Genomic DNA, 19,917 nt, shown 5'->3' with positions numbered 1-19,917 from the left:
TCAGCCGCGCGCACCGGAGCGGCGGCGCAGGACGGCGAAGCCCAGGGCCCCGGCGCCGACCGCTGCGACGGCTCCGCCGCCCGCCAGCGCGAGACCGCTGTGGTCGGTGGCGGTGGACCCGTCACCGGCCTGGGCGGCACCCTTGGGCACGTCCTTGACCTGGGGCTGGCCGCCGCCCTCGGCGGGCTTCGGCGCGGGCGAGGGGGTGGCGCTCTCCCGGCCGACGACCGCCGGGGCGGCGGAGGGCTGGGCCGCGCGGGGCGGCAGGGGGCTGGGCGTCGCGGTCGGCACGGCGCCGGACCCGGCCGAGGGCTTGGCGTCCTGGACGGCGGCGGGCTTGGCGGCCGGTGCGGGGGCGGCCCCGGTGCCCGAGCCGGCCTCCTGGGCGGTGGCGGCCTTGGCGGCCGGTGCGGGGGCGGCCCCGGACCCGTCGGCCCAGGCCTGGCCGCCGGTCACGGCGGTCAGCAGCGCGCCTCCGGTGAGGGCGCAGACCGCCAGCACGCGGCGGACGGGCGAACGGTCGGTACGGCTCCTGCTCATACGGGGTCTCTCCTTCGTCACGAACGCCGTCCGGCCCTGCTGGCCGGCGCGTCGTCAGTGACGGTAGGAGGCCCGTGTCGCGGTCCCCGGCCGGTCGTGTCACAGCCGCCCATCGGCTGCGTAACGAACCTTCCGGACCGTCACGGCCGGTCCCCTCCCGCGGCCGGAGCAGGTGTCAACCACCCGTGACGGGGTGTTCGGTGACGCCTCGCCACCTCGCGGACCGCGACGGCGGCGGTACCCCGGGCTACGGGCCAGCCATGGGGGTAACCCCCCTACCGGGGTGGGGGCTTGCTTGCTCCATGGGGTGGGCGGCCGAGCCCGGCCAGACTGGCGGGGCGCGGGCGGGTCCGCGCCTCCGGTGCGGCCGGGCGCGTGCCGTCGCGCCCGGCCGCCCGAACGCCTCCCACCGAGCAGAGAGCGGGTCACCGGATGACCAGCACCATCGCCGGGGCCGGGCCGACCGGCACCGAACCGACCGGCACCGCACGGACCGGACGCGGCGGGCGGGTCCGCTGGGTCGTCGTCCTGCTGACGTCGCTCGCCATCGTCGGTGCGGTCCTGGCGAGCTACGCCCAGGCCAGTCTGCCGATCTCCGCGTCGGACGGCGGGGTGTCCGCCGCCTACGCCGACCGCCCGTACGCCGTGCAGGTCGTCTTCTACGTCCACGTCGTGACGGCCTCGCTGGCCCTGCTGGTCGGCCCGTTCCAGTTCTCCGCCGCGCTGCGCCGAAGAGCACCGCGGGTGCACCGGTGGACCGGCCGGGTGTACGTGCTGGGGGTGGGCGTCGGGGCGGCGGCCGCGTTCGTGATGTCCTTCGTCAGCTCGATCGCCTTCGACGGCTTCTTCGGGTTCGGCACCCTCGCGCTGCTCTGGGCCTGGACCACCTGGCGCGGCTACCGGGCCGTCCGCGCGGGCGACCTGGCGGGCCACCGGGCCTGGATGATCCGCAGCTTCGCCCTCACCTACGCCGCCGTCACCCTGCGGGTGTGGCTGGGCGTGCTGATCGTGCTCCAGCTGCTCACCGCCGGCGGTGACCTCGACGGCGACCGGGCCTTCGACAACGCCTACGCGGCGCTGCCGTTCCTGTGCTGGCTGCCCAACCTGGTGGTCGCCGAGTTCCTGGTCCGCCGCCGGGGCCTGCCCGCCTACCGCCTCGTGCCGGCGCCGTCCCCGCGCTGATCCGGGAGGGCGCCGGGGTGCTCAGCCGATGCGGGTCGGCGTGTCCAGGAGCGGCTGACCGGTGGCCAGGAGGCTGGTGAGGTCGGCGGGGGTGAGGGTGTGCGGGGCGCGGAGGTAGAGCTCGTCGACGGTGGTGTGGGGGAGCGGGTGGGGCTGCAGGGAGAGCAGCGTGACCTGCCGCCCGGCCAGGGCGGTGTGGACGCGGGCGAGGTCGGTGGGGGTGCTGCGTCCGGTGGTGCGCACCCGCCACAGGGCGGTCGGCGGCGGGGGGCCGTGGAGGTGGTGCCGGTGGGACCACCAGGCGTGGAAGAGGGCGGTGCCGAGCAGGGCGAGGGCGGAGGTGGCGAGGACCACCGGGCCGTCGGGGCCGCTGACGACGATCTTGGCGACCAGGTCGGCCGCGGTGACCGAGACGAAGACGGCCGCGAGCTCGACGGTGTCGCGGCGCCAGCGGTGGGTGCGGGCGCCGCGCTGCGGGGCGCGGGGGAGGTCGGGTGCGGGCCGGGTCGTCTGGTGCTCCGTGTGCTCCATGGCACCACGGTGCCCAACGGGTGTTTCCCGACCGCGCACCCCCCGTGACCCGGCGGTTACGGTCTCCGGGCGCGCGTTACGGTCGGAGGTCCGCGGCCGCGGCGGCGACCTCGGCGAGCAGCAGGTGCAGGTCGGCCTCGGTGGTGTCGGCGTTGAGCAGGCAGGCGCGGAGCACCTCCCGCCCGTCCAGCCGCGCCCCGGTGACGAACACCCGGCCGCGCCGCTGGACGGCGGCCGGGAGCTCGCGGTTCAGCGCGTCGAGCGCTTCCTCGCCCAGGCCGGCCGGGCGGTGCCGGAAGGCCACGATGGAGGTCTGCACCTCGGCCAGCAGCTCCGACTGCCCGTCGGCCTCGACCAGTTCGCCGAGCCGGCGGGCCAGCGAGGTGCAGCGGGCGATGTCGCGGGCGAGGCCGCTGCGGCCCTTGTGGGCGATGGTGGCCCAGACCTTGAGGGCGCGGAACGGGCGGGTCTGCTCGGTGCCGTACTCGGAGAACCAGCCGAGCGCGCCGGCGGCCTCGTCGCGCAGGTAGGAGGGGACGAGGCTGAAGGTGGCGCGCAGCTCCTCGGGGTCGCGGACCAGGGCGCAGCCGCAGTCGACCGGGACGCCCAGCCACTTGTGCGGGTCGAGGGCGAGGGAGTCGGCGCGTTCGAGGCCGGCGTAGCGATGGGCGATCGCGGGGTCGAGCCGCCCGAAGGCCCCGTAGGCGCCGTCGACGTGCAGCCAGAGCTGCTGCTCGGCGCAGAGGTCGGCGAGCGGGCCGAACGCGTCGACGGCACCGGTGCCCACGGTGCCCGCCGAGGCGACGACCAGGAAGGGGAGCAGTCCGGCGGCCCGGTCGCGGTCGACGGCGGCGCGCAGCTCGGCCGGGTCGAGGAGGCCGTCCGGGCCGGTGGGGACGGTGCGCAGGTGCCGGCTGCCGAGGCCGAGGAGTTCGGCGGCCTTGCGGACGCAGGAGTGGGTCTCGCCGGTGACGTAGCCGACCAGTGGCGGCAGGCCGGCCAGGCCGTCCTCGCGGACGTCCCACCCGGCGCGGCGGGCGGCCCGGTTGCGGGCGGCGGCGAGGCAGACGATGGTCGCCATCGAGGTGCCGGAGGTGAGCAGTCCGCCGCCCGGCGGGTGCGGGAAGCCGGCCAGTTCGGCGATCCAGCGGACCACGGCGCGTTCCAGGTGGACGTCGGCGTGGTCGCCGCCGGCCGAGCTGGGGTTCATGGCGGCGGCGGCGAGGGTGGCGAGTACTCCGGCGGGGGCGGGGGCGGAGTTGACCCAGCCGAAGAAGCGCGGGTTGCCGTTGCCCATCGGGTGGGGGAGGACGTCCCGGTCGATGGCGGCGAGGAGCTCGGCGAGCGGGCGGCCGTCGGCGGGCAGCGGCGCGTCCAGCAGGGCGGTGCGGGCGGCGTCGTCCATCGGCTGCCAGACCGGGCGGGCGGGCAGTCCGGCGAGGTAGTCGGAGACCAGGTCGGCGGCGGCGTGGGCGGCGCCGCGGAACTCGGCGTGGGCGGCGCTGCCGGACTCGGCGCGGGGCTCGGTGCGGGGCTCGGTGCGGGGCTCGGGGCCGGACCCGGGCCGGAGCCCGGCGCGGGGGTCCTCGGTGGTCATGGCGGCGGCTCTCCAGGGGTGGGGGGAGGCGCGGCGTCCTCGGCGCACCCTGAGCGGCCGATCCTACGGAACGGGCCCGCGCCGTGTGGCGCGGGCCCGGTGGGTGGGACGCGGTGGGACGGGGGCGTGCGAGCGGGTGGACGGAGCCGGTCGCCCTGGGGGCCGGTCAGTCCAGGGAGGCGGAGAGACCGCTCGCGGAGCGGCAGTAGCCCTGCATCTCCTTGTTGGTGATCTTGGAGCAGAGCCGGCCGGCCGCGCCGCCGTCCGTGTAGTTGACCGTGTAGTAGCTGACCAGGCCCTCGGCGCAGGCCTTGCGCTGCCAGCCGTCGGCGGCGGTCGCGCACTGCTGGGCGGCCCAGTCCTCGCGGTCCAGGTTGTACTTCATGGTGCGCGAGCCGACGCCGCGGCTGCAGTCCACCGCCCCGCCGCTGGCCTTGCCGTTGAGGCACCACTTGAGGGCGTCGGCGTAGACCTCGGGGTGGTTCGGGTAGTCGTGCGAGGAGAGGTAGAAGGTCGGGGCGTAGAAGAAGCACGCGGACTGGAACAGGGACGGCTGGTCCTTGCAGGGGTACAGCGGGTCCTGGGCGAGCTTGTCGGCGGGCAGGTTCGCCTTGGCCTTCTCGTCCTCCTCGTCCGGGCCGAAGAGCTGCATGAACAGGCCCTCGGAGCAGCGGATCCGGTTCTGGTCGGTGGGGAACTTGTTGCACAGGTCGCGCGCCTTGGCGACGTCCTGCTTGGCGACGAACATGGTGCCGTGGCCGACGCCGTGGATGCACGGGCCGGTGTTCTTCGGCGCGCAGAGCTTGAGCAGGTCCACCTCGGGCTGGGCGGAGGCGTTGAGCATCTCCTCGACGGCGCCGTGCAGGTAGCCGGCCGCGCAGGTCTCGTGCGGGAAGGAGATGACCTTCTGGAAGTCGGCGTTGAAGCGCTTGACCGCCGCGTGGCCGAGCTCGTGCGCGATCGGGTGGCAGAAGCGCACCGTGTACGGCTTCTCCTTGGTGATCTTGTCGAGGTCGGCCAGCGCGACGCCGGGGTCGGTGGCGTCCATCTCGGCCATCAGCTTGTTGCGCAGCGTCGAGCGGGTCCACACGGCCGGGTCGCCGGTCGGGGTGGCGCTCGCGGCCGGGGTGCCGGCCGGCGGCGCGGTGCCGGGGGTGGTGCCGGGGGCGGCCTGGGCCGTCGCCGCGGTGGCCGTCGCGGGCGTCCAGTCGGTGACGGCCACCGACCCGAGGCCCAGGACGCCCAGGAGCAGGGCGGTGAGAATCGCGAATACTCGCGGCTGCATGACGGGATCCCCCGGCGGATCGAGGTGGACGGTTCGCTCCCATCCTGACGGCACGGTGGCGGGAATCCGCGTTTTCGCCCGCCATTCGGGAGGTGTCGGCGACGCTATCGCACGGTCCGACGCCCGGGTGCGGCGGGATGGTTCCCGATGATCACCCGGACGGTGCAGCCGCTGGGCCGCCGGCGCCGCCGGCCCGTGCGCGGGGGCGGCTCCGGCGGGCGGACGGGCCTCAGAGGTCCAGCGTCACCCGGTACTGCGTCAGCCAGGCGTCCAGGTCGAGCGCCAGGTCGACGGCGAGCCGGACGGACTGCGGGTCGGTGTCCGGGGCGAACGCGTCCGCCAGCCGCCTGCGGTCCAGCAGGCCGAGCACGGGGGAGGTGCGCGCGGCGGCGAGCCGGGCCAGTTCGGAGCGCAGCAGCGCCGGGTAGTGCGGGTCGGTGGTGACGGGGTAGGGGCTCTTGGCCCGGTCGGCGATCTCGGGCGGCAGCAGGTCCCGGACGGCGGCGCGCAGCAGGCTCTTCTCCCGGCCGTCGAAGTGCTTCATCGCCCACGGCGTGTTGAAGACGTACTGGACCAGCCGGTGGTCGCAGAACGGGACCCGCACCTCCAGTCCGTTGGCCATGCTCATCCGGTCCTTGCGGTCCAGCAGGATGCGGAGGAAGCGGGTGAGGTTGAGGTACGAGATCTCCCGCATCCGGCGTTCCCGAGGGTCGGCCGCCGGCAGGTGGGGCACCTCGGCGATCGCCTCGCGGTAGCGGGCGCGGCGGTAGCCCGGCAGGTCGAGCTTGCGGAGCAGGTCGGCGTCGAGTAGCTGCTCGCGGGGGCCGGCGCCCGGGCCGCCGATGGCGTTGACCGCGGAGGCCCAGGGGAAGTCCTCGGCGGCGATCGCCCGCGGGTCGTGGAACCAGCGGTAGCCGCCGAACAGCTCGTCCGCGGACTCGCCGGACAGCGCGACGGTCGAGTGCCGGCGCACGCCGCGGAACAGCAGCAGCAGCGAGACGTCCATGTCCCCGACGCCGCCGGGCAGGTCGCGGGCGCGCAGCACGGCGGAGCGCTGGGCGAGGTCGGTGAGCTCGGCGGGCGCCAGCTCGATCACCCGGTGGTCGGCGCCGACGTGCCGGGCGAGCAGCCGGGCGTAGGGGCCGTCCGGCGTCGTGCGGGTCTCGTCGGCGTGGAAGTCCGCGCCCTGTCCGGCGAAGTCGACCGAGAAGGAGCGCAGCGGGCCGGCGCCCGCGGCCCGCAGCTCCCGGGCGGCGAGCGCGGTGACGGCGCTGGAGTCCAGGCCGCCGGAGAGGAGGGAGCAGAGCGGGACGTCGGAGTCGAGCTGACGGTGGACGACGTCCTCCAGCAGGGCCCGGACGGTGGTGACGGTGGCCTCCAGGCCGTGGGCGTGCTCGCGTGCCTCGAGCGCCCAGTAGCGGCGGGTCGTGACGCCCGCGCGGCCCACCCGCAGCAGGTGCCCGGGCGGGACCTCGGCGATCCCCCGGTAGGGGGTGAGGCCGGGGGTGCGGGTGAGGGCGAGGAGTTCGCGCAGCCCGTCCAGGTCGACGACCGGGCGGACGGCGGGGTGGGCGAGCAGGGCCTTGACCTCGGAGCCGAAGACCACGCCGTCGGCGGTGGCGTGGTAGTGCAGCGGCTTGACGCCCATCCGGTCGCGGACCAGCAGCAGCTCCTCGGTGCGGGCGTCCCAGACGGCGAGGGCGAACATGCCGTTCAGCCGCTCGGCCAGGCCCTCGCCCCACTCGAGGTAGGCGTGCAGCACCACCTCGGTGTCGCTGCGGGTGCGGAAGCGGTGCCCGGCCGCCGCCAGTTCCGCGCGCAGCTCGCGGTGGTTGTAGACCTCGCCGTTGTAGGTGAGCGCGGCCAGCAGCCGGCCGTCCCGTTCGACGGCCATCGGCTGGGTGCCGCCCCCGGGGTCGATGACCGCGAGGCGGCGGTGGCCGAGCGCGGCGTGCCGTTCGAGGCGGACGGCGCCGGCGTCCGGGCCGCGGCAGAGCTGGGTGGCCGTCATCGCGTCGAGGACGTCCCGTTCGGCGGTGAGGTCGCGGTCGAACGCGACCCATCCGGTGATCCCGCACATCAGCAAGCCTCCGGTCTTCCGCTGCGTACTCAGGGTGTCACGCTACGTGACGGCCAGGTGCGGCTACAAGGGTGCGACGGAAAGGTGCGGCAGGGAGGGGAGGGGAGGGGCGAGGGTGCCCGCTGGGGGCCGATCGGCTGATCTCTTGAGCTGAAAGTCGTAATGTCTGCCCGAATTCGGGCAGGATCTTTGTCCTCCCCGACCGGCGCGGCCTAGGCTCCTCACTCGTGTCGAGCTCACCCCACCCTCACGAGGACCTCCTCGCCCACCTCACCCGGACCAGCCCGCTCGGGCCCCGGGAGGCGGCGCGGATCGTGGCCGAGGTGCTGGCCTACTTCTCCGAGACCACCGAGGAGTACGTCCGCCGCCGCCACGGCGAGCTCCAGGCACGCGGACTGACCAACGAACGGATCTTCGCCCGGCTCGCCGAGGAGCTGCCCGCCCGCCGCGTCGCGGCACCGGAGCTCTCGGCCCGCCAGCTGCGCCGGATCGTCTACGGCTGAGCGCCGTCGCCGAGCGGGCGCCCAGGCGCCCCGGCCGCGCCGCCCCGCTGCTTCACCGCCTACCGCTCCACCGCCGTATCGACGTATCGCCGTATTGCTGTATCGCCAAGTGCCTTCCCGCCTTCAGAAGAGGAGCCCACGCATGTGCGGAATCGTGGCCTACATCGGCCCCAAGGACGCGACCCCCTTCCTGCTGGAGGGCCTGGCCCGCCTGGAGTACCGCGGCTACGACTCGGCCGGCGTCGCCGTCACCGGGCGCACCGGCGGCCTGAAGGTCCGCAAGGTCAAGGGCCGGGTCGCCGACCTCGCCGCCGCCGTCCCCGCCCGGTTCAAGGGCGGCACCGGCATCGGCCACACCCGCTGGGCCACCCACGGCGTGCCGAGCGACGCCAACGCCCACCCCCACCTGGACAACGCCGAGCGGATCGCCGTCGTCCACAACGGCATCATCGAGAACGCCGACGAGCTGCGCGCCAAGCTCGCCGCGGACGGCGCGGTCTTCCGCTCCGAGACCGACACCGAGGTGCTCTCGCACCTGATCGCCGCGCACGTCACCGAGGGCGTCGAGCTGGAGGACGCCGTCCGCGCCGCCCTCGGCCGGGTGGTCGGCACCTACGGCATCGCCGTCCTCGACGCCGAGCAGCCGGACCGGATCGTGGTCGCCCGTAACGGCAGCCCGATCGTGCTGGGCATCGGCGAGAAGGAGATGTTCGCCGCCTCCGACGTCTCCGCGCTCGTCCGCTACACCCGCCAGGTCGTCCACCTGGAGGACGGCGAGCTGGCCACCGTCCGCGCCGACGGCTTCCGCACCTTCACCTCCGACGCCCGCACCACGCACCGCCAGCCCTCCACCGTGGACTGGGAGATCGACTCCTACGACACCGGCGGGTACGAGCACTTCCTGCTCAAGGAGATCCACGAGCAGCCCGGCTCCGTCGAGCGCACCCTCAGCGGCCGCCTCGACGAGCGCTTCGCCACCGCCCACCTGGGCGGCCTCAACCTGGACGCCCGCGAGCTGCGCGAGATCCGCCGGGTCAAGATCCTCGGCTGCGGATCCGCCTACTACGCCGGCGAGATGGGCGCCCAGCTGATCGAGGAGCTCGCCAGGATCCCCGCGCACAGCGAGCCCGCCTCCGAGTTCCGCTACCGCAACCCGGTGATCGAGGCGGACACCCTCTACATCGCGGTCAGCCAGTCCGGGGAGACCTACGACACGCTGGCCGCCGTCCAGGAGGTCAAGCGCAAGGGCGGCCGGGTCCTCGGCGTCGTCAACACCGTGGGCAGCGCCATCGCCCGCGAGTGCGACGGCGGCATCTACCTGCACGCCGGGCCGGAGATCTCGGTCGCCTCCACCAAGGCCTTCACCTCCACCGTGGTCGCCTTCGCGCTGCTCGCGCTGCACTTCGGACGCATCCACGACCTCTCGCCCGCCGACGGCCGGCGGATCGTCTCCGCCCTGAACGCGCTGCCCGACCAGATCCGCGAGGTGCTCGACCAGAGCGGGAAGATCGCCGAGCTCGCCGCCGAGTACGCCGGGTCCACCGGCATGATGTTCATCGGGCGCGTCCGCGGCTACCCGGTCGCCCGGGAGGGCGCGCAGAAGCTCAAGGAGATCTCCTACGTGCACGCCGAGGCGTACCCGGCGAGCGAGCTGAAGCACGGCCCGCTGGCGCTGATCAGCCCCGAGCTGCCCACCGTCGCCCTCGTCCCGGACGACGAGCTGCTCGACAAGAACCTCACCACCCTCGGCGAGATCAAGGCCCGCTCCGGCCGGGTCATCGCCGTCGCCCACCGCAGGCCCGAGGAGAAGCTCGCCGACCACTGCATCCTGGTCCCCAAGAGCGAGCCCGAACTCGACCCGCTGCTCCTGAACATCCCGCTCCAGCTGCTCGCGTACCACGCCGCGGTGGCGCTGGGCCGCGACGTCGACAAGCCGCGCAACCTGGCGAAGAGCGTGACCGTCGAGTAGTCGTTCCGGACCGGCCCGGCCCGGGTCGACCGGGCCGGGCCTGCCGGTCCCGTCCGCCCCGGCGCTCCCGGGGCCCGGCTGTCGCACGGACGGCCGGGCCCCGGGAGCTACGGGCCGGGCGCGGCCCGGCGCCCGCCCTCAGACCCGCTTGGGCGGCAGCAGGGCCACCGCGAGCAGGATCGCCAGGGCGCCTCCGCAGGCGTTCCAGAAGCCGTTGTCCAGGTCGGTGACGTCCAGCGAGACCGGCGACAGCTCGCGGCCCTTCTGGTACACCCACAGCACACCGGTGACCACCCCGACCACGCAGGCCAGCAGCAGCCCGGGCCGGGACCGCACCAGCAGGGCGACCACCGCGATCCCGGCGGCGAGGGCCAGGAGCAGGAACATCGACATCGCGGTCGAGGTGGTGCGCGTGGGGGACATCCCCCGGAACAGGTCGGCCACCGGCACCGACCTCGGATCGCTCTTCCCGTACCAGGGCTGGAAAGAGCTGAGCACCAGCCCCGCCGCTCCGGCCAGACCCAGCAGGGCTGCTAACGCGGTACGCATCGGACGGTTCCCCCCAATTCCTCTCGGACTCCTCGTGACGACGATCGGGCCCCCGCCTGGAGCATGCCACGGACTGCCCGTCGGCCGGTGGTCAACCGGCCGACGGGCGTGAGAAGTTGCGGTGGTGGTCGGCCGGCGGAGCGTCCGGCCTCCGTTGGGTCCCGGGTCGGCAGGGGCCTGCCGTGGGTCAGAACACCGAGCAGCCGGAGAGGGTGGTCAGGGTGTCGAGGGCGGTGACCGCGGCCACCGAGTTGCCGGCCTGGTCCAGCCGAGGGCCCCACGCGCAGACCGCGGCCCGCCCAGGGAGTATCGCGAGCACGCCGCCGCCCACGCCGCTCTTGCCGGGCAGGCCGACCCGGAAGGCGAACTCGCCCGCCGCGTCGTAGGTGCCGCAGGTCAGCAGCACGGCGTTGACCCGCTTGGCCTCGCTGCGCGACATCAGCCGGGTGCCGTCGGCGCGCACCCCGTAGCGGGCCAGGAAGGAGCCGGCGAGGACCAGGTCGCGGCAGCTGGCGGTGACCGCGCAGTGCGCGTAGTAGTGGTCGAGGACGGTCTCGACCGGGTTCTCCAGGTTGCCGTGGCTGGCGATGAAGTGGGCCAGCGCGGCGTTGCGGTGGCCGTGCTCGGCCTCGGAGGCCGCCACCACCGGGTCGGTGTCGATCAGCGGGTTGCCGGACTCCCGGCGCAGGAAGTCGCGGACGGCCCCGGCGGCGTCGCCCGTCATGCTCTGCAGACGGTCGGTGACGACCAGGGCCCCCGCGTTGATGAACGGGTTGCGCGGGATGCCGTGCTCGGTCTCCAGCTGCACCAGGGAGTTGAACGGGTTGCCGGAGGGTTCGCGGCCCACGCCGGTCCAGACGGTGTCGCCGCCGTGCGCCATGGCCAGCGCGAGGGTGAACAGCTTGGACACGCTCTGGACCGAGAACGGCCGCTCCCAGTCCCCGGTCCCGTACAGCTCGCCGTCGACGGTCGCCACCGCCATGCCGAAGGCGTCCGGCTCCACGGTGGCGAGAGCCGGGATGTAGTCGGCGACGCGGCCCTGCCCGGCGGTGGCGTGCGCGGCCGCGGAGGCTGCCTCCAGCAGCAGCGGGTAGTCCAGGCTCTCTCCGTCGGGCATGCCGCTCAACGCTGTTCCTCCACGGGCGCGATCACAGGTACGACCAGAATTATGCGGGTTTCGGCACGACGGGCCGGCCGCCGGGGCGTGGCCGGTCGCCCTGTGGTCGTCCTGTGATCCGTTCCGTCGGGGAGCGTGGCCGTCGGCGCGTGGCCGTCAGGGCGCGGCGCTCGGGGCCGGGAGGGCCGGCCCGGAGAGCAGGGTGCCGGTGTCGGAGTACGGCCAGCCGTTGGGCACACAGCCGTGCAGGCCCTTGATCTGCTGCATCATCACCGGCGCCGGCTGGCCCTCGCCGGGGCAGTCGACGTGCCCGTACCCGATGACGTGGCCGACCTCGTGGTTGACGGCGAGCGCGTGGTAGAGCGCGGGCTTGCCGACGTAGAACTCCGACAGCTCCCGCCAGCGCTTGACGTTGATGACGACCTGGTGCCCCACCCCGCAGTTCACCGTGCCACCGGTGTCCAGGCCGTACTGGCCGCAGATCCGGTCGGTGGTCGCCGGGGTGGCCAGGTAGACGGTGAAGTCCACCGGGTCCGCGGCCACCCGCTGGAACGAGGCCTCGCCGCCGGCCGCCCAGCCGCGCCGGACGTCCCCGAGGACGGCGTCCACCTCGGCGGCGAACTGCCCGGGCTTCTCCGGGAGGCCGTCCTCCGCGCGGACCTTGTAGCGGTACAGGTGCTCGCCCGTACCGATGCGGGCCGTGCCGCCGGTGGCCGTCGTGAACCGCATCGGCTTCTGCCGGGTGTCCTGGGCCCACGGGTGCCACCACAGCAGACCGGCGGTCACCGCCGCGACCACGACCAGGGCGGGTGCGCCGTAGCGGATCCGCCGGGACCGGGGTGCGCCGAGCCTCTTCATGAACCTCCTCATACCGGGAGGAACGCGCGGACGGGGGCGATTGGTTCAGTCGGATTCGGACAGGTCTGGTCGGATTCGGTCGGATCGGGTCGGGTCGGGGGTGGGCGGGGCGGATCGGTGGCGGAGCTCGGTGTCCCGGTGGGACCGGCCGGTGTCAGGACGGCCGGAAGCGTTCGGGGGTGACGCAGGCCTGGCGGGCGAGCAGGTCGGTGAAGGCGGTGGTGGCCGGGTCGGGGCGGGTGCGGGTGTAGGCCGCGAGGGTGCGGTGCACCAGGGGGTCGGGCAGCAGCACGGCGGCGTCGAAGCGGTCCGGGACGAGGTTGGCCGGCACCAGGGCCGGTCCGAGGCCCGCCGCGGCCAACAGCGGCGCGGCGGAGGTCTGTTCGGTGCGCACGGCGGCCCGCGGGGTGAAACCGGCCCGGGCGCAGACCTGGTCGAGCAGATCGGCCAGGCCGTGGCCGGGGGCGTAGTGCACCCAGGCGCGGTCGGCCAGTGCGCCGAGCGGCAGCGGCTGTTCCGGGCGCCCGGCGAGCGGGTCGTCGGAGGGGAGCACCAGGACGAACTCCTCCACGCCGAGCTCGCGGATCGGGCCCTCCCACCCCGCCGGTACCGGCCCGACGGCCAGGTCGGCCCGGCCCGCCGCCATCGCCTCCTGGAGCCGGTCGGCGTGCGGGTACTCGCGCAGCCGGATCCGCACGCCGGGGTGCCTCGCCCGCCAGGTCCGCAGGACGGGCGGCAGGATGCCGAGGCTGACCGAGTGGACGGTGGCGACCTCCAGTTCGCCCTCGTCCAGCCCGCCGGCGCGGCGCGCGGCCGCGTGCAGCCGGTCGGTCTCGGCGAGCGCCGCGCGGGCGTGCGGGAGGACGGCCCGGCCCAGTGGGGTGAGGCGCACCGCGCGGGGGAGCCGTTCGAGCAGCGGACCGCCGACGGCCTTCTCCAGCGCGCGCACCTGGTGGGACAGCGCCGGCTGGGTCACGTGCAGCTGTTCGGCGGCGCGCGTGAAGGAGCCGGTGTCGACGACGGTGACCAGGTACTCGAGCTGCCGCAGCGTTGTCATGAGCGGATTTTATCGATGGCATCGACTACATGCCTTGGACGCATGAGTACTAGTCGGGGGAGGGTCAAGGGGTGGCCGCCGGGCGAGACGCCCGGCCCGGGGACCTTCCGTCCCCGTTCCCGCGCCCGTACCCGAAGACCCCCGAAGGAGTACCCCGTGTCCTCGACGTCCGCGCAGTCCCCGACGTCCGCGCAGGCCCCGACCCCGCGGCCCGCGCTCGCCGCCCTCGAAGGGAAGCGCCTGATCGTGGTGGGCGCCGGTTCGCGCACCGGCCGCCTGCTCGCCGTGACCGCCTCGGCGGCCGGCGCCGAGCTGGTGCTGGCCGGGCCCGACCCCCGCAAGCTGGAGTGGACGGCCGGTGAGCTGTCCGGGCCGTCCGAGGTGGTGCCGGTCGACCTCGCGGACGAGGCGTCGATCGCCGCCCTCGCCCGGCGGGCCGGCGGCTTCGACCACCTGGTCTCGACCGCCGCGATGCCCGCCAACGGCCCCCTGAAGGACCTCGAACTCGCCGACGTGCAGCGGGCGTTCGCGGCCAAGGTGATCGGCCCGCTGCTGCTCGCCAAGCACCTGGCACCGCAGGCCGCCGACGACGGCTCGTTCACCTTCTTCTCCGGCGTGGCCGCCTGGCGCCCGGCGCCGGAGCGGACGGTGATGGCCACCGCCAACGGCGCGCTGGCCTTCCTCGTCCAGGCGCTCGCGGTCGAGATCGCCCCGGTCCGGGTCAACGCCGTCTCGCCCGGCATCGTCGACACCGGCTCCTGGGACGGGCTTGGCTCCGGCAAGGCCGCGTTCCTGCGCGGCGTCGCCGAGCGCAACCCGGCCCGCCGCGTCGGCACCCCCGACGACCTGGTCAAGGCCGTCCTCTACGCAGTCGACAACCCGTACGTCACGGGCACGGTGCTGCACGTCGACGGCGGCGGCCGGCTGGCCTGACGGGAGGACCTCCGATGACGCACACGACTCCGACGGCCTCCGGGCTCCCGGTGGCTATTCCGCAGCGGGCACCAGGGCGTGGCAGTGGCCAGGGCCGGCGCCGGGTCCTGCACCGGACTCCGCCCCGGGGCCGTCTGGCCCGCGGCACCGTGGCCCTCGCGGTGGCGGCCTGCCTGGTGGGCGGCACCACCGCGGCCGCGCAGTCCCGCGGCGGTGGGCACCGGGACACCCCGCGGGCCTGGCCGCAGCGGCTGGTCGACCGCTCGCCCGACCTCGTCCGGCCCGGCACGCTCACCGTCGACCGCACGATCGGCGAACGCCGGGCCACCCGGCTGGTCCACCTGGCCCAGCAGCTCTACACGTTCTGGAACACCGGCCGGCAGCAGTACCTGGACGCCGCGATCAGCCCGTCGTTCCGGGACAACACCCTGCCGGACGGCCGCCCGCAGGGGCCCGCCGGACCCGCCGCCGCCTCGGCGGCCTTCCGGGCGGCGGTGCCCGACCTCACCTGCGAGCTCTCCGACGTCCTGGTGACGGGGGACCGGATCACCGCCCGGCTGGTCTTCCGGGGCCACTTCACCGGCACCTTCGAGGGCGTCCGGGGGCGGGGCCAGCGGGTCGAGTTCAACGCGATCGACATCCAGCACGCCGGGGGCGACCGGATCACCGAGGACTGGCACGTCGAGGACAACCAGACACTCCTGCGCCAACTCGGCGTCGGCGGCTGACGGCCGGCCCGTCCGCCCCCTCCCTCCCCGGCCCGTCCGCCTCCTCCCCCGGTTCTCCGGCGGCTCGGCCCCTGGTCGCCGAGCCGCCGGAACCCGCTCAGCCCATGCTCTTCGCGCCGTCCAGGGACTCCCGGATGATGTCGGCGTGGCCCGCGTGCTGGGCGGTCTCGGCGACGACGTGCATCAGGACGCGGCGGGCCGACCACTCGGCGTCGGCCTCGAACCAGGGCGCCTTCGGCAGCGGCTGGGTGGCGCCCAGGTCGGGCAGCTCGACGACCAGGTCGTCCGTGCGGCGGGCCACCTCCTCGTACTCGGCGAGCACGCCGGCCAGCGTCTCGCCCGGCAGCATCCGGAACTCGTCGGCCCGGCGGGCGAAGTCCTCCTCGGTGAAGGCGGTGAAGTCGGGCATCGCCGACGGGCCCCCGACGATGAAGTCGGCCCAGACCCGCTCGACGGCGGCCACGTGCTTGATCAGGCCGCCCAGGCACAGCTCGCTGGCCGTCGTCTGCAGACCGGCCTGCTCGTCGGTGAGGTCGCGGGTGGTGAAGCGGAGGAAGTGCCGCTGCTTGGCCAGGGCCGTCAGCAGGTCGGCGCGCTCGCCGGTGGCGGTGGCGGTGCTGCTGCTCGGGGTCGCGGTCATGGTGTGGCCTTCCGTTCGGGTCGTGCTCGGTTCCTGCTCTCTCGGACAAGGTCCACGCTACGGGCCATTGCGGTCAGTTCCTGGCCTGAATTGCGCGAGAATCGCTGACATGGCGAACACCAGCACCCGAACGCTGCGACTGCTCTCGCTGCTCCAGACCCACCGCTACTGGCCGGGTGGGGAACTGGCCGACCGGCTCGGCGTCTCGATCCGCACGCTGCGCCGGGACGTCGACCGGCTGCGCGAACTCGGCTACCCCGTCGAGGCGCAGCGCGGCGTCGACGGCGGCTACCAGCTCGCCGCGGGCGCCGCCCTGCCCCCGCTGGTGATCGACGACGAGGAGGCGGTGGCGCTCGCCGTGGGCCTGCAGGCCGCGGCCGAGAGCCCGGTGGAGGGCATCGCCGAGGCCTCCGTCCGGGTGCTCGCCAAGGTCGCGCAGGTGATGCCGGCCCGGCTGCGGCGCCGGGTCGAGGCGCTGCGCGCGGTCACCGTGCCCATCGGCGGCGGCACCCCGGCCGGCCCCGGCGTCGACCCGGACCGGCTCACCGCGGTGGCGCTCGCCTGCCGGGACACCGAGCGGCTCCGCTTCTCCTACTCCGCCGCCGACGGCCGGGGCTCCCGACGGCACGTCGAGCCGCACCGGCTGGTCTGCCTCCACCGCCGCTGGTACCTCGTCGCCTACGACCTCGACCGGCAGGACTGGCGGACCTTCCGACTCGACCGGCTCAGCTCCCCGCAGGGCAGCGGCACCCGGTTCGGCCCCCGCGAACTCCCCGCCGAGGACGCCGCCGCGTTCGTCCGGGCCGGGCTCGACGGCGTGCCCCGCCCGCACCGGGTCCAGGCCCTGGTGGCCGCCCCCGCCGAGACCGTCCGCGCCCACGTCGGCCGCTGGGGCACCGTCGAGGAGGTGGACGCCGGGCACTGCCGGCTGCTGATGACGGCGGACTCGCTGGACTGGCCCGCGATGGCGCTCGGCTCGCTCGGCGCCGAGTTCCGGGTGACGGCCCCGGCCGAACTGCGCGTCCTCGTCGAGGAGTGGGGGGCACGCTTCACCCGGGCGGCGGGGGCCGGGGCCGCCGGGTAGCGGCGGTGCGGCGCTGTGGGGCGGGGCAGTCGTCCGGGCGGACCGTCCGGCCGGGGCCCGGCCGGGACGTCAGGGCGGGATCGACTCGACCGCCGCCCGCAGCCGCCCCAGCACGCCCGCCAGCTCCTCCAACGGCGGGCCGGCCAGCGCCAGCCGCAGCGCGTGCGGGCGGAGCGGGCCGGTGGCGAAGGCGTCGGCGGTGGACACCAGGATCCCCTGCTCCGCCAGGACGGCGGCGGCCCGATCGGGCCGCTGGTGCTCCGCCAGCCCGAGCCACAGCAGGTACGAGGCGGGGTGCGCGGTGACCTCGAGACCCGCCAGCGCGGCCCGGGCGACCCGCTGACGGGCGGCGGCGTCCTCCCGGCGCCGCGCCTCCAGCCGGGCGACCGTGCCGTCCGCGAGCCAGCCCGTCGCCAGCGCCGTGACCACCCCCGGGGCGCCCCAGGCCGCGGCGCGCAGCGCGCCGGTCACGGCCGGCACCAGGTGCCCGGGCGGCACGGCGAAGCCGAACCGCAGCCCGGGAGCCACGTTCTTCGACAACCCGGCGACGTAGCAGGTGCGTTCCGGGGCCAGCGCGTGCAGCGGCGGGGGCGGCGACGCCTCCAGGAAGGCGTACGTGCCGTCCTCGATCAGCGTGCAGCCGTGCGCGGCGGCGAGGTCCGCCAACCGCTCGCGCTGCGCCGGGTCGAGCACCCAGCCGAGCGGGTTGTGGACGGTCGGCATCGTGTACACGGCGCGGACCGGCCGGGCGCGGCAGAGCCGCTCCAGCGCGTCGAGGTCCGGGCCCGCCGCCGTCACCGGGACGGGCGCGAGGTCCAGGCCGTGCGCGGCGGCCAGCAGCTTCACGCCCGGGTAGCCGAGCGCGTCCACGGCGAGCACGTCACCGGGCCGGGTCAGCGCGCGCAGCACGCAGTCCAGCGCCTGCTGCGCCCCGCCCGTCAGCACGACCCGCTCCGGGGCCGTGTCGACCCCGCGGTCCAGCAGGTACCGCGCCACCACCGCCCGGTCGGCCCGGTTGCCGCCGGGCGGGTGCTGGCGCAACAGCGCCGACGGGTCCGCCGAGGCGGCCAGTTCGCGCAGGGCCCGGCGCAGCTGCTCCCCCTGGCCTGGATCGAGCGGCTGGTTGAACGACAGGTCGGCCACCCGCGGCACCGGCAGCGCGCGCGAGGGCTCGATGCCGTCGAACCCGGAGCGGTCCCGGACGAAGGTGCCGCGCCCGCGTTCCCCCACCACCAGCCCGGCGGCGGCCAGTTCGGCGTACACCCGGGAGGCGGTGGCCAGCGCGATCCGCCGCTCGCGGGCCAGCGCCCGGTGGGTCGGCAGCCGGGTGCCGGGCCGGAGCGCGCCGGAGCGGATGGCCGCCGCGTACGCGTCGACGACGGCCTTGTAGGAGGGCGGTCGCACGGGCGCCTCCGGGATCGGGGTCGATGGGGTCCGCCCATGGGGTTCGTCCACGGGTTCGTCCACATGGGGCCGTCGACGTGTCCGTCGACGTGTATCCAGGACAATAAGTGGCTCGTCCCGGGCGGGTGTTCGTAGCCTCGATGCCGTCCGCACCCAGGCCCACCCCGAGCGGTCCGTGCGCGTGCCCCGCCCCGGCGCGGGCCCCGCGTGCTGCCGGGCGAAACGGAGCAACCGCCATGACCGTCCGCACCGAACGCGACCGGCACGTCGTCACCCTGACCATCGACCGGGAACGGAAGCTGAACGCCCTCGACCGGCCGACCATCGACGCGCTGCTCGCCGCCCTCGACCGCGCCGACGCCGACGACGACGTCCGCGCCGTCGTCCTCACCGGGGCAGGGGAGCGGGCCTTCAGCGCCGGCGCCGACATCCCCTGGCTCGCCGGCAGCATCGCGGGCGGCACGGAACGGGCGCTGCGCGAGGTCGTCCGGCGCGGCCACGCGCTCACCCGGCGGATCGAGGAGTTCCCGAAGCCGGTCGCGGTGGCCGTCAACGGCCTGGCCTACGGCGGGGGTTGCGAGATCACCGAGGCCGCCCCACTGGCTGTCGCCGCCGAGCACGCGACCTTCGCCAAGCCGGAGATCTCGCTCGGCTTCCCGCCGCCGTTCGGCGGGTCCCAGCGGCTCCCGCGGCACGTCGGCCGCAAGCGCGGACTGGAACTGATCCTCACCGGCGACCCGATCACCGCCGCCCGAGCCGCCGAGCTCGGCCTCGTCAACGCCGTCGTCCCGGCCGCCGAACTGCTCGACACCGCAAGGGCCCTGGTCGACCGGATCATCCGGCACGCGCCGACCGCGGTCGCCGCCTGCCTGCGCGCCGTCACCCGGGGCATCGACCTGCCCGTCGACGCGGGCCTCGCCGTCGAGGCGGCCTGCTTCGCGAGCACCCTGCCCACCGAGGGCGTCCGGGACGGACTGCGGCGCTTCCTCGACCGGTAGCGCCCGAGGGCCTGCGGGCATGCTCGCTCGGCGGTCGCGCTCTCGGGGGCTTGCTCAGTGTTCGCGCTCACCGCACTCGGCGGGCCGCAGCACGCCGCCGACGGGCAGCGCGGCCGGGCCGGCCAGGAGCAGACAGGCCTCGCCGGCCGGGCCGTCCGCCTGGTACTCGACCGACGCCGCGTGCTGCGCTCCGCCGGGCTGGAGCTCCGCGCGCACCCTGGCCGCCGGGAACCGCCCCGCCAGAGCGCCGAAGACGAGCACCCCGTCGCCGTCCGCGAGGGTTTCGGTGACCTCGAGGCGCCAGTGCGTGTCGGCCTCCTGGAGCAGCAGCCGGCCGGACTTGTCCAGCCCCCGCAGGAAAGCCCGGCGGGTGCGGAGCAGATCGGCCACCGCACAGCACAGCGCGGTGCCCTCGACCCGGTGGAAACCGTGGAACGGCGCCATCGTCAGGAACTCGCCGAGCAGAGCGATGGCGCTCGCGCGGGCCGGCGGGAAGGCATCCGGTTGCTCGGCGATCTCCAGCAGGAACCGCGCGGCCGTCACCGCAGCGGGGAACACGGCGGACATGTGGCCGTGCATGACGCTGCTGTACTCCAGCCCGGACACCGCGGTGGCGACCTGGACCCGGCTGCGGGCGGTGGCCAGCAGCCGCAGCGGCTCCACCGGATCGGACAGCCAACGCTCGGGCGGCCCGGTGTCGTCGGCCCGCGGCGTGAGGTGCAGCCCCGGGGTCGGGATCGCGTCCCAGTCCACCGTGGCGATGCGTTCGATCAGCATCCCGGGATCCTCCCACGCCCCGCGCGGGCCGGGCAGGCAGCGCGAGTGCGGTCGCGCAGGCCTCCGCGCTGCGGCGATCGCAGCG

At 75.3% G+C, this 19,917-nt stretch carries 19 protein-coding genes; 7 read left to right on the top strand and 12 right to left on the bottom strand.

Features of this window, described 5'->3' with window-relative positions:
- Positions 1 to 540: a hypothetical protein gene (locus ACIA8Q_RS23980; RefSeq protein ID WP_396317652.1), complete on the bottom strand. Its 540-nt coding sequence runs from the start codon at positions 538 to 540 to the stop codon at positions 1 to 3.
- 432 nt (positions 541 to 972) lie between these two features.
- On the opposite strand from ACIA8Q_RS23980, the gene ACIA8Q_RS23975 reads away from it, so the two are divergent.
- On the top strand, positions 973 to 1,722 hold the full coding sequence (locus ACIA8Q_RS23975; RefSeq protein ID WP_396317651.1) for a DUF2306 domain-containing protein: 750 nt from the start codon (positions 973 to 975) through the stop codon (positions 1,720 to 1,722).
- Between the two features lie 21 nt (positions 1,723 to 1,743).
- Here ACIA8Q_RS23975 and ACIA8Q_RS23970 read toward each other — a convergent pair whose 3' ends face one another.
- From ACIA8Q_RS23970 to asnB, 4 genes are all read right to left on the bottom strand, one after another.
- On the bottom strand, positions 1,744 to 2,253 hold the full coding sequence (locus tag ACIA8Q_RS23970) for a hypothetical protein (RefSeq protein WP_360218325.1): 510 nt from the start codon (positions 2,251 to 2,253) through the stop codon (positions 1,744 to 1,746).
- 76 nt (positions 2,254 to 2,329) lie between these two features.
- Positions 2,330 to 3,850, bottom strand: a complete 1,521-nt coding sequence (locus ACIA8Q_RS23965) for a pyridoxal phosphate-dependent decarboxylase family protein (protein WP_396317650.1) — start codon at positions 3,848 to 3,850, stop codon at positions 2,330 to 2,332.
- Positions 3,851 to 4,016: 166 nt separating this feature from the next.
- Entirely contained in the window at positions 4,017 to 5,135 is a 1,119-nt protein-coding gene (locus tag ACIA8Q_RS23960) for a hypothetical protein (protein WP_396317649.1), read from the bottom strand.
- 229 nt (positions 5,136 to 5,364) lie between these two features.
- Positions 5,365 to 7,215 carry an asparagine synthase (glutamine-hydrolyzing) gene (gene asnB / locus ACIA8Q_RS23955; protein ID WP_360218316.1) on the bottom strand — a complete coding sequence of 617 codons (1,851 nt, stop codon included), beginning with the start codon at positions 7,213 to 7,215 and terminating at the stop codon, positions 5,365 to 5,367.
- A 227-nt stretch (positions 7,216 to 7,442) separates the two neighbouring features.
- On the opposite strand from asnB, the gene ACIA8Q_RS23950 reads away from it, so the two are divergent.
- Together ACIA8Q_RS23950 and glmS are read left to right on the top strand one after the other, a co-directional pair.
- A complete protein-coding gene (locus ACIA8Q_RS23950) occupies positions 7,443 to 7,718 on the top strand; it encodes a hypothetical protein (protein WP_244178662.1) in 276 nt (91 codons plus the stop codon).
- Between the two features lie 142 nt (positions 7,719 to 7,860).
- Complete coding sequence (glmS, locus tag ACIA8Q_RS23945) at positions 7,861 to 9,687, top strand: glutamine--fructose-6-phosphate transaminase (isomerizing) (RefSeq protein ID WP_360218313.1); 1,827 nt, start codon at positions 7,861 to 7,863, stop codon at positions 9,685 to 9,687.
- A gap of 138 nt (positions 9,688 to 9,825) precedes the next feature.
- On the opposite strand, the gene ACIA8Q_RS23940 is transcribed toward glmS, so the two are convergent.
- The 4 genes from ACIA8Q_RS23940 to ACIA8Q_RS23925 all read right to left on the bottom strand — a co-directional run bounded on the left by ACIA8Q_RS23940 (position 9,826) and on the right by ACIA8Q_RS23925 (position 13,268).
- Positions 9,826 to 10,236, bottom strand: a complete 411-nt coding sequence (locus ACIA8Q_RS23940) for a hypothetical protein (protein ID WP_387904044.1) — start codon at positions 10,234 to 10,236, stop codon at positions 9,826 to 9,828.
- 187 nt (positions 10,237 to 10,423) lie between these two features.
- A complete protein-coding gene (locus ACIA8Q_RS23935; RefSeq protein ID WP_360218307.1) occupies positions 10,424 to 11,353 on the bottom strand; it encodes a glutaminase in 930 nt (309 codons plus the stop codon).
- 156 nt (positions 11,354 to 11,509) lie between these two features.
- A complete protein-coding gene (locus ACIA8Q_RS23930) occupies positions 11,510 to 12,211 on the bottom strand; it encodes a DUF3152 domain-containing protein (protein ID WP_363365659.1) in 702 nt (233 codons plus the stop codon).
- A 154-nt stretch (positions 12,212 to 12,365) separates the two neighbouring features.
- Positions 12,366 to 13,268 carry a LysR family transcriptional regulator gene (locus ACIA8Q_RS23925; protein WP_360218301.1) on the bottom strand — a complete coding sequence of 301 codons (903 nt, stop codon included), beginning with the start codon at positions 13,266 to 13,268 and terminating at the stop codon, positions 12,366 to 12,368.
- 156 nt (positions 13,269 to 13,424) lie between these two features.
- On the opposite strand from ACIA8Q_RS23925, the gene ACIA8Q_RS23920 reads away from it, so the two are divergent.
- Entirely contained in the window at positions 13,425 to 14,201 is a 777-nt protein-coding gene (locus tag ACIA8Q_RS23920) for an SDR family oxidoreductase (RefSeq protein WP_360218298.1), read from the top strand.
- A 14-nt stretch (positions 14,202 to 14,215) separates the two neighbouring features.
- Positions 14,216 to 14,929, top strand: a complete 714-nt coding sequence (locus tag ACIA8Q_RS23915) for an ester cyclase (RefSeq protein ID WP_360218295.1) — start codon at positions 14,216 to 14,218, stop codon at positions 14,927 to 14,929.
- Between the two features lie 97 nt (positions 14,930 to 15,026).
- Here the strand turns inward: ACIA8Q_RS23915 and ACIA8Q_RS23910 are convergent, their stop codons facing one another.
- Positions 15,027 to 15,569 (bottom strand): DinB family protein, encoded by a 543-nt coding sequence (locus ACIA8Q_RS23910; protein ID WP_396317648.1) that lies wholly within the window; start codon positions 15,567 to 15,569, stop codon positions 15,027 to 15,029.
- 109 nt (positions 15,570 to 15,678) lie between these two features.
- Here ACIA8Q_RS23910 and ACIA8Q_RS23905 point away from each other — a divergent pair, with 109 nt between their 5' ends.
- Positions 15,679 to 16,653 (top strand): helix-turn-helix transcriptional regulator, encoded by a 975-nt coding sequence (locus ACIA8Q_RS23905; protein ID WP_396317647.1) that lies wholly within the window; start codon positions 15,679 to 15,681, stop codon positions 16,651 to 16,653.
- 69 nt (positions 16,654 to 16,722) lie between these two features.
- On the opposite strand, the gene ACIA8Q_RS23900 is transcribed toward ACIA8Q_RS23905, so the two are convergent.
- Positions 16,723 to 18,057 carry a PLP-dependent aminotransferase family protein gene (locus ACIA8Q_RS23900; RefSeq protein WP_396317646.1) on the bottom strand — a complete coding sequence of 445 codons (1,335 nt, stop codon included), beginning with the start codon at positions 18,055 to 18,057 and terminating at the stop codon, positions 16,723 to 16,725.
- Between the two features lie 236 nt (positions 18,058 to 18,293).
- Here ACIA8Q_RS23900 and ACIA8Q_RS23895 point away from each other — a divergent pair, with 236 nt between their 5' ends.
- Positions 18,294 to 19,055, top strand: a complete 762-nt coding sequence (locus ACIA8Q_RS23895; protein WP_396317645.1) for an enoyl-CoA hydratase-related protein — start codon at positions 18,294 to 18,296, stop codon at positions 19,053 to 19,055.
- 54 nt (positions 19,056 to 19,109) lie between these two features.
- Here the strand turns inward: ACIA8Q_RS23895 and ACIA8Q_RS23890 are convergent, their stop codons facing one another.
- On the bottom strand, positions 19,110 to 19,832 hold the full coding sequence (locus ACIA8Q_RS23890) for a hypothetical protein (protein ID WP_396317644.1): 723 nt from the start codon (positions 19,830 to 19,832) through the stop codon (positions 19,110 to 19,112).
- Positions 19,833 to 19,917 lie beyond the last annotated feature (85 nt).

This window comes from Kitasatospora sp. NPDC051705 (assembly GCF_044453265.1).
GTDB lineage: Bacteria > Actinomycetota > Actinomycetes > Streptomycetales > Streptomycetaceae > Kitasatospora.
This window is presented reverse-complemented; position numbering and strand designations above follow the sequence as displayed.

Coding starts and splice junctions, on each gene's coding strand:
- ACIA8Q_RS23905 (WP_396317647.1), top strand. CDS start 15,679: ATGGCGAACACCAGCACCCGAACGCTGCGACTGCTCTCGCTGCTCCAG.
- ACIA8Q_RS23915 (WP_360218295.1), top strand. CDS start 14,216: ATGACGCACACGACTCCGACGGCCTCCGGGCTCCCGGTGGCTATTCCG.
- glmS (WP_360218313.1), top strand. CDS start 7,861: ATGTGCGGAATCGTGGCCTACATCGGCCCCAAGGACGCGACCCCCTTC.
- ACIA8Q_RS23980 (WP_396317652.1), bottom strand. CDS start 540: ATGAGCAGGAGCCGTACCGACCGTTCGCCCGTCCGCCGCGTGCTGGCG.
- ACIA8Q_RS23935 (WP_360218307.1), bottom strand. CDS start 11,353: ATGCCCGACGGAGAGAGCCTGGACTACCCGCTGCTGCTGGAGGCAGCC.
- ACIA8Q_RS23930 (WP_363365659.1), bottom strand. CDS start 12,211: ATGAAGAGGCTCGGCGCACCCCGGTCCCGGCGGATCCGCTACGGCGCA.
- ACIA8Q_RS23925 (WP_360218301.1), bottom strand. CDS start 13,268: ATGACAACGCTGCGGCAGCTCGAGTACCTGGTCACCGTCGTCGACACC.
- ACIA8Q_RS23940 (WP_387904044.1), bottom strand. CDS start 10,236: ATGCGTACCGCGTTAGCAGCCCTGCTGGGTCTGGCCGGAGCGGCGGGG.
- ACIA8Q_RS23895 (WP_396317645.1), top strand. CDS start 18,294: ATGACCGTCCGCACCGAACGCGACCGGCACGTCGTCACCCTGACCATC.
- ACIA8Q_RS23965 (WP_396317650.1), bottom strand. CDS start 3,850: ATGACCACCGAGGACCCCCGCGCCGGGCTCCGGCCCGGGTCCGGCCCC.
- ACIA8Q_RS23975 (WP_396317651.1), top strand. CDS start 973: ATGACCAGCACCATCGCCGGGGCCGGGCCGACCGGCACCGAACCGACC.
- asnB (WP_360218316.1), bottom strand. CDS start 7,215: ATGTGCGGGATCACCGGATGGGTCGCGTTCGACCGCGACCTCACCGCC.
- ACIA8Q_RS23960 (WP_396317649.1), bottom strand. CDS start 5,135: ATGCAGCCGCGAGTATTCGCGATTCTCACCGCCCTGCTCCTGGGCGTC.
- ACIA8Q_RS23970 (WP_360218325.1), bottom strand. CDS start 2,253: ATGGAGCACACGGAGCACCAGACGACCCGGCCCGCACCCGACCTCCCC.
- ACIA8Q_RS23910 (WP_396317648.1), bottom strand. CDS start 15,569: ATGACCGCGACCCCGAGCAGCAGCACCGCCACCGCCACCGGCGAGCGC.
- ACIA8Q_RS23890 (WP_396317644.1), bottom strand. CDS start 19,832: ATGCTGATCGAACGCATCGCCACGGTGGACTGGGACGCGATCCCGACC.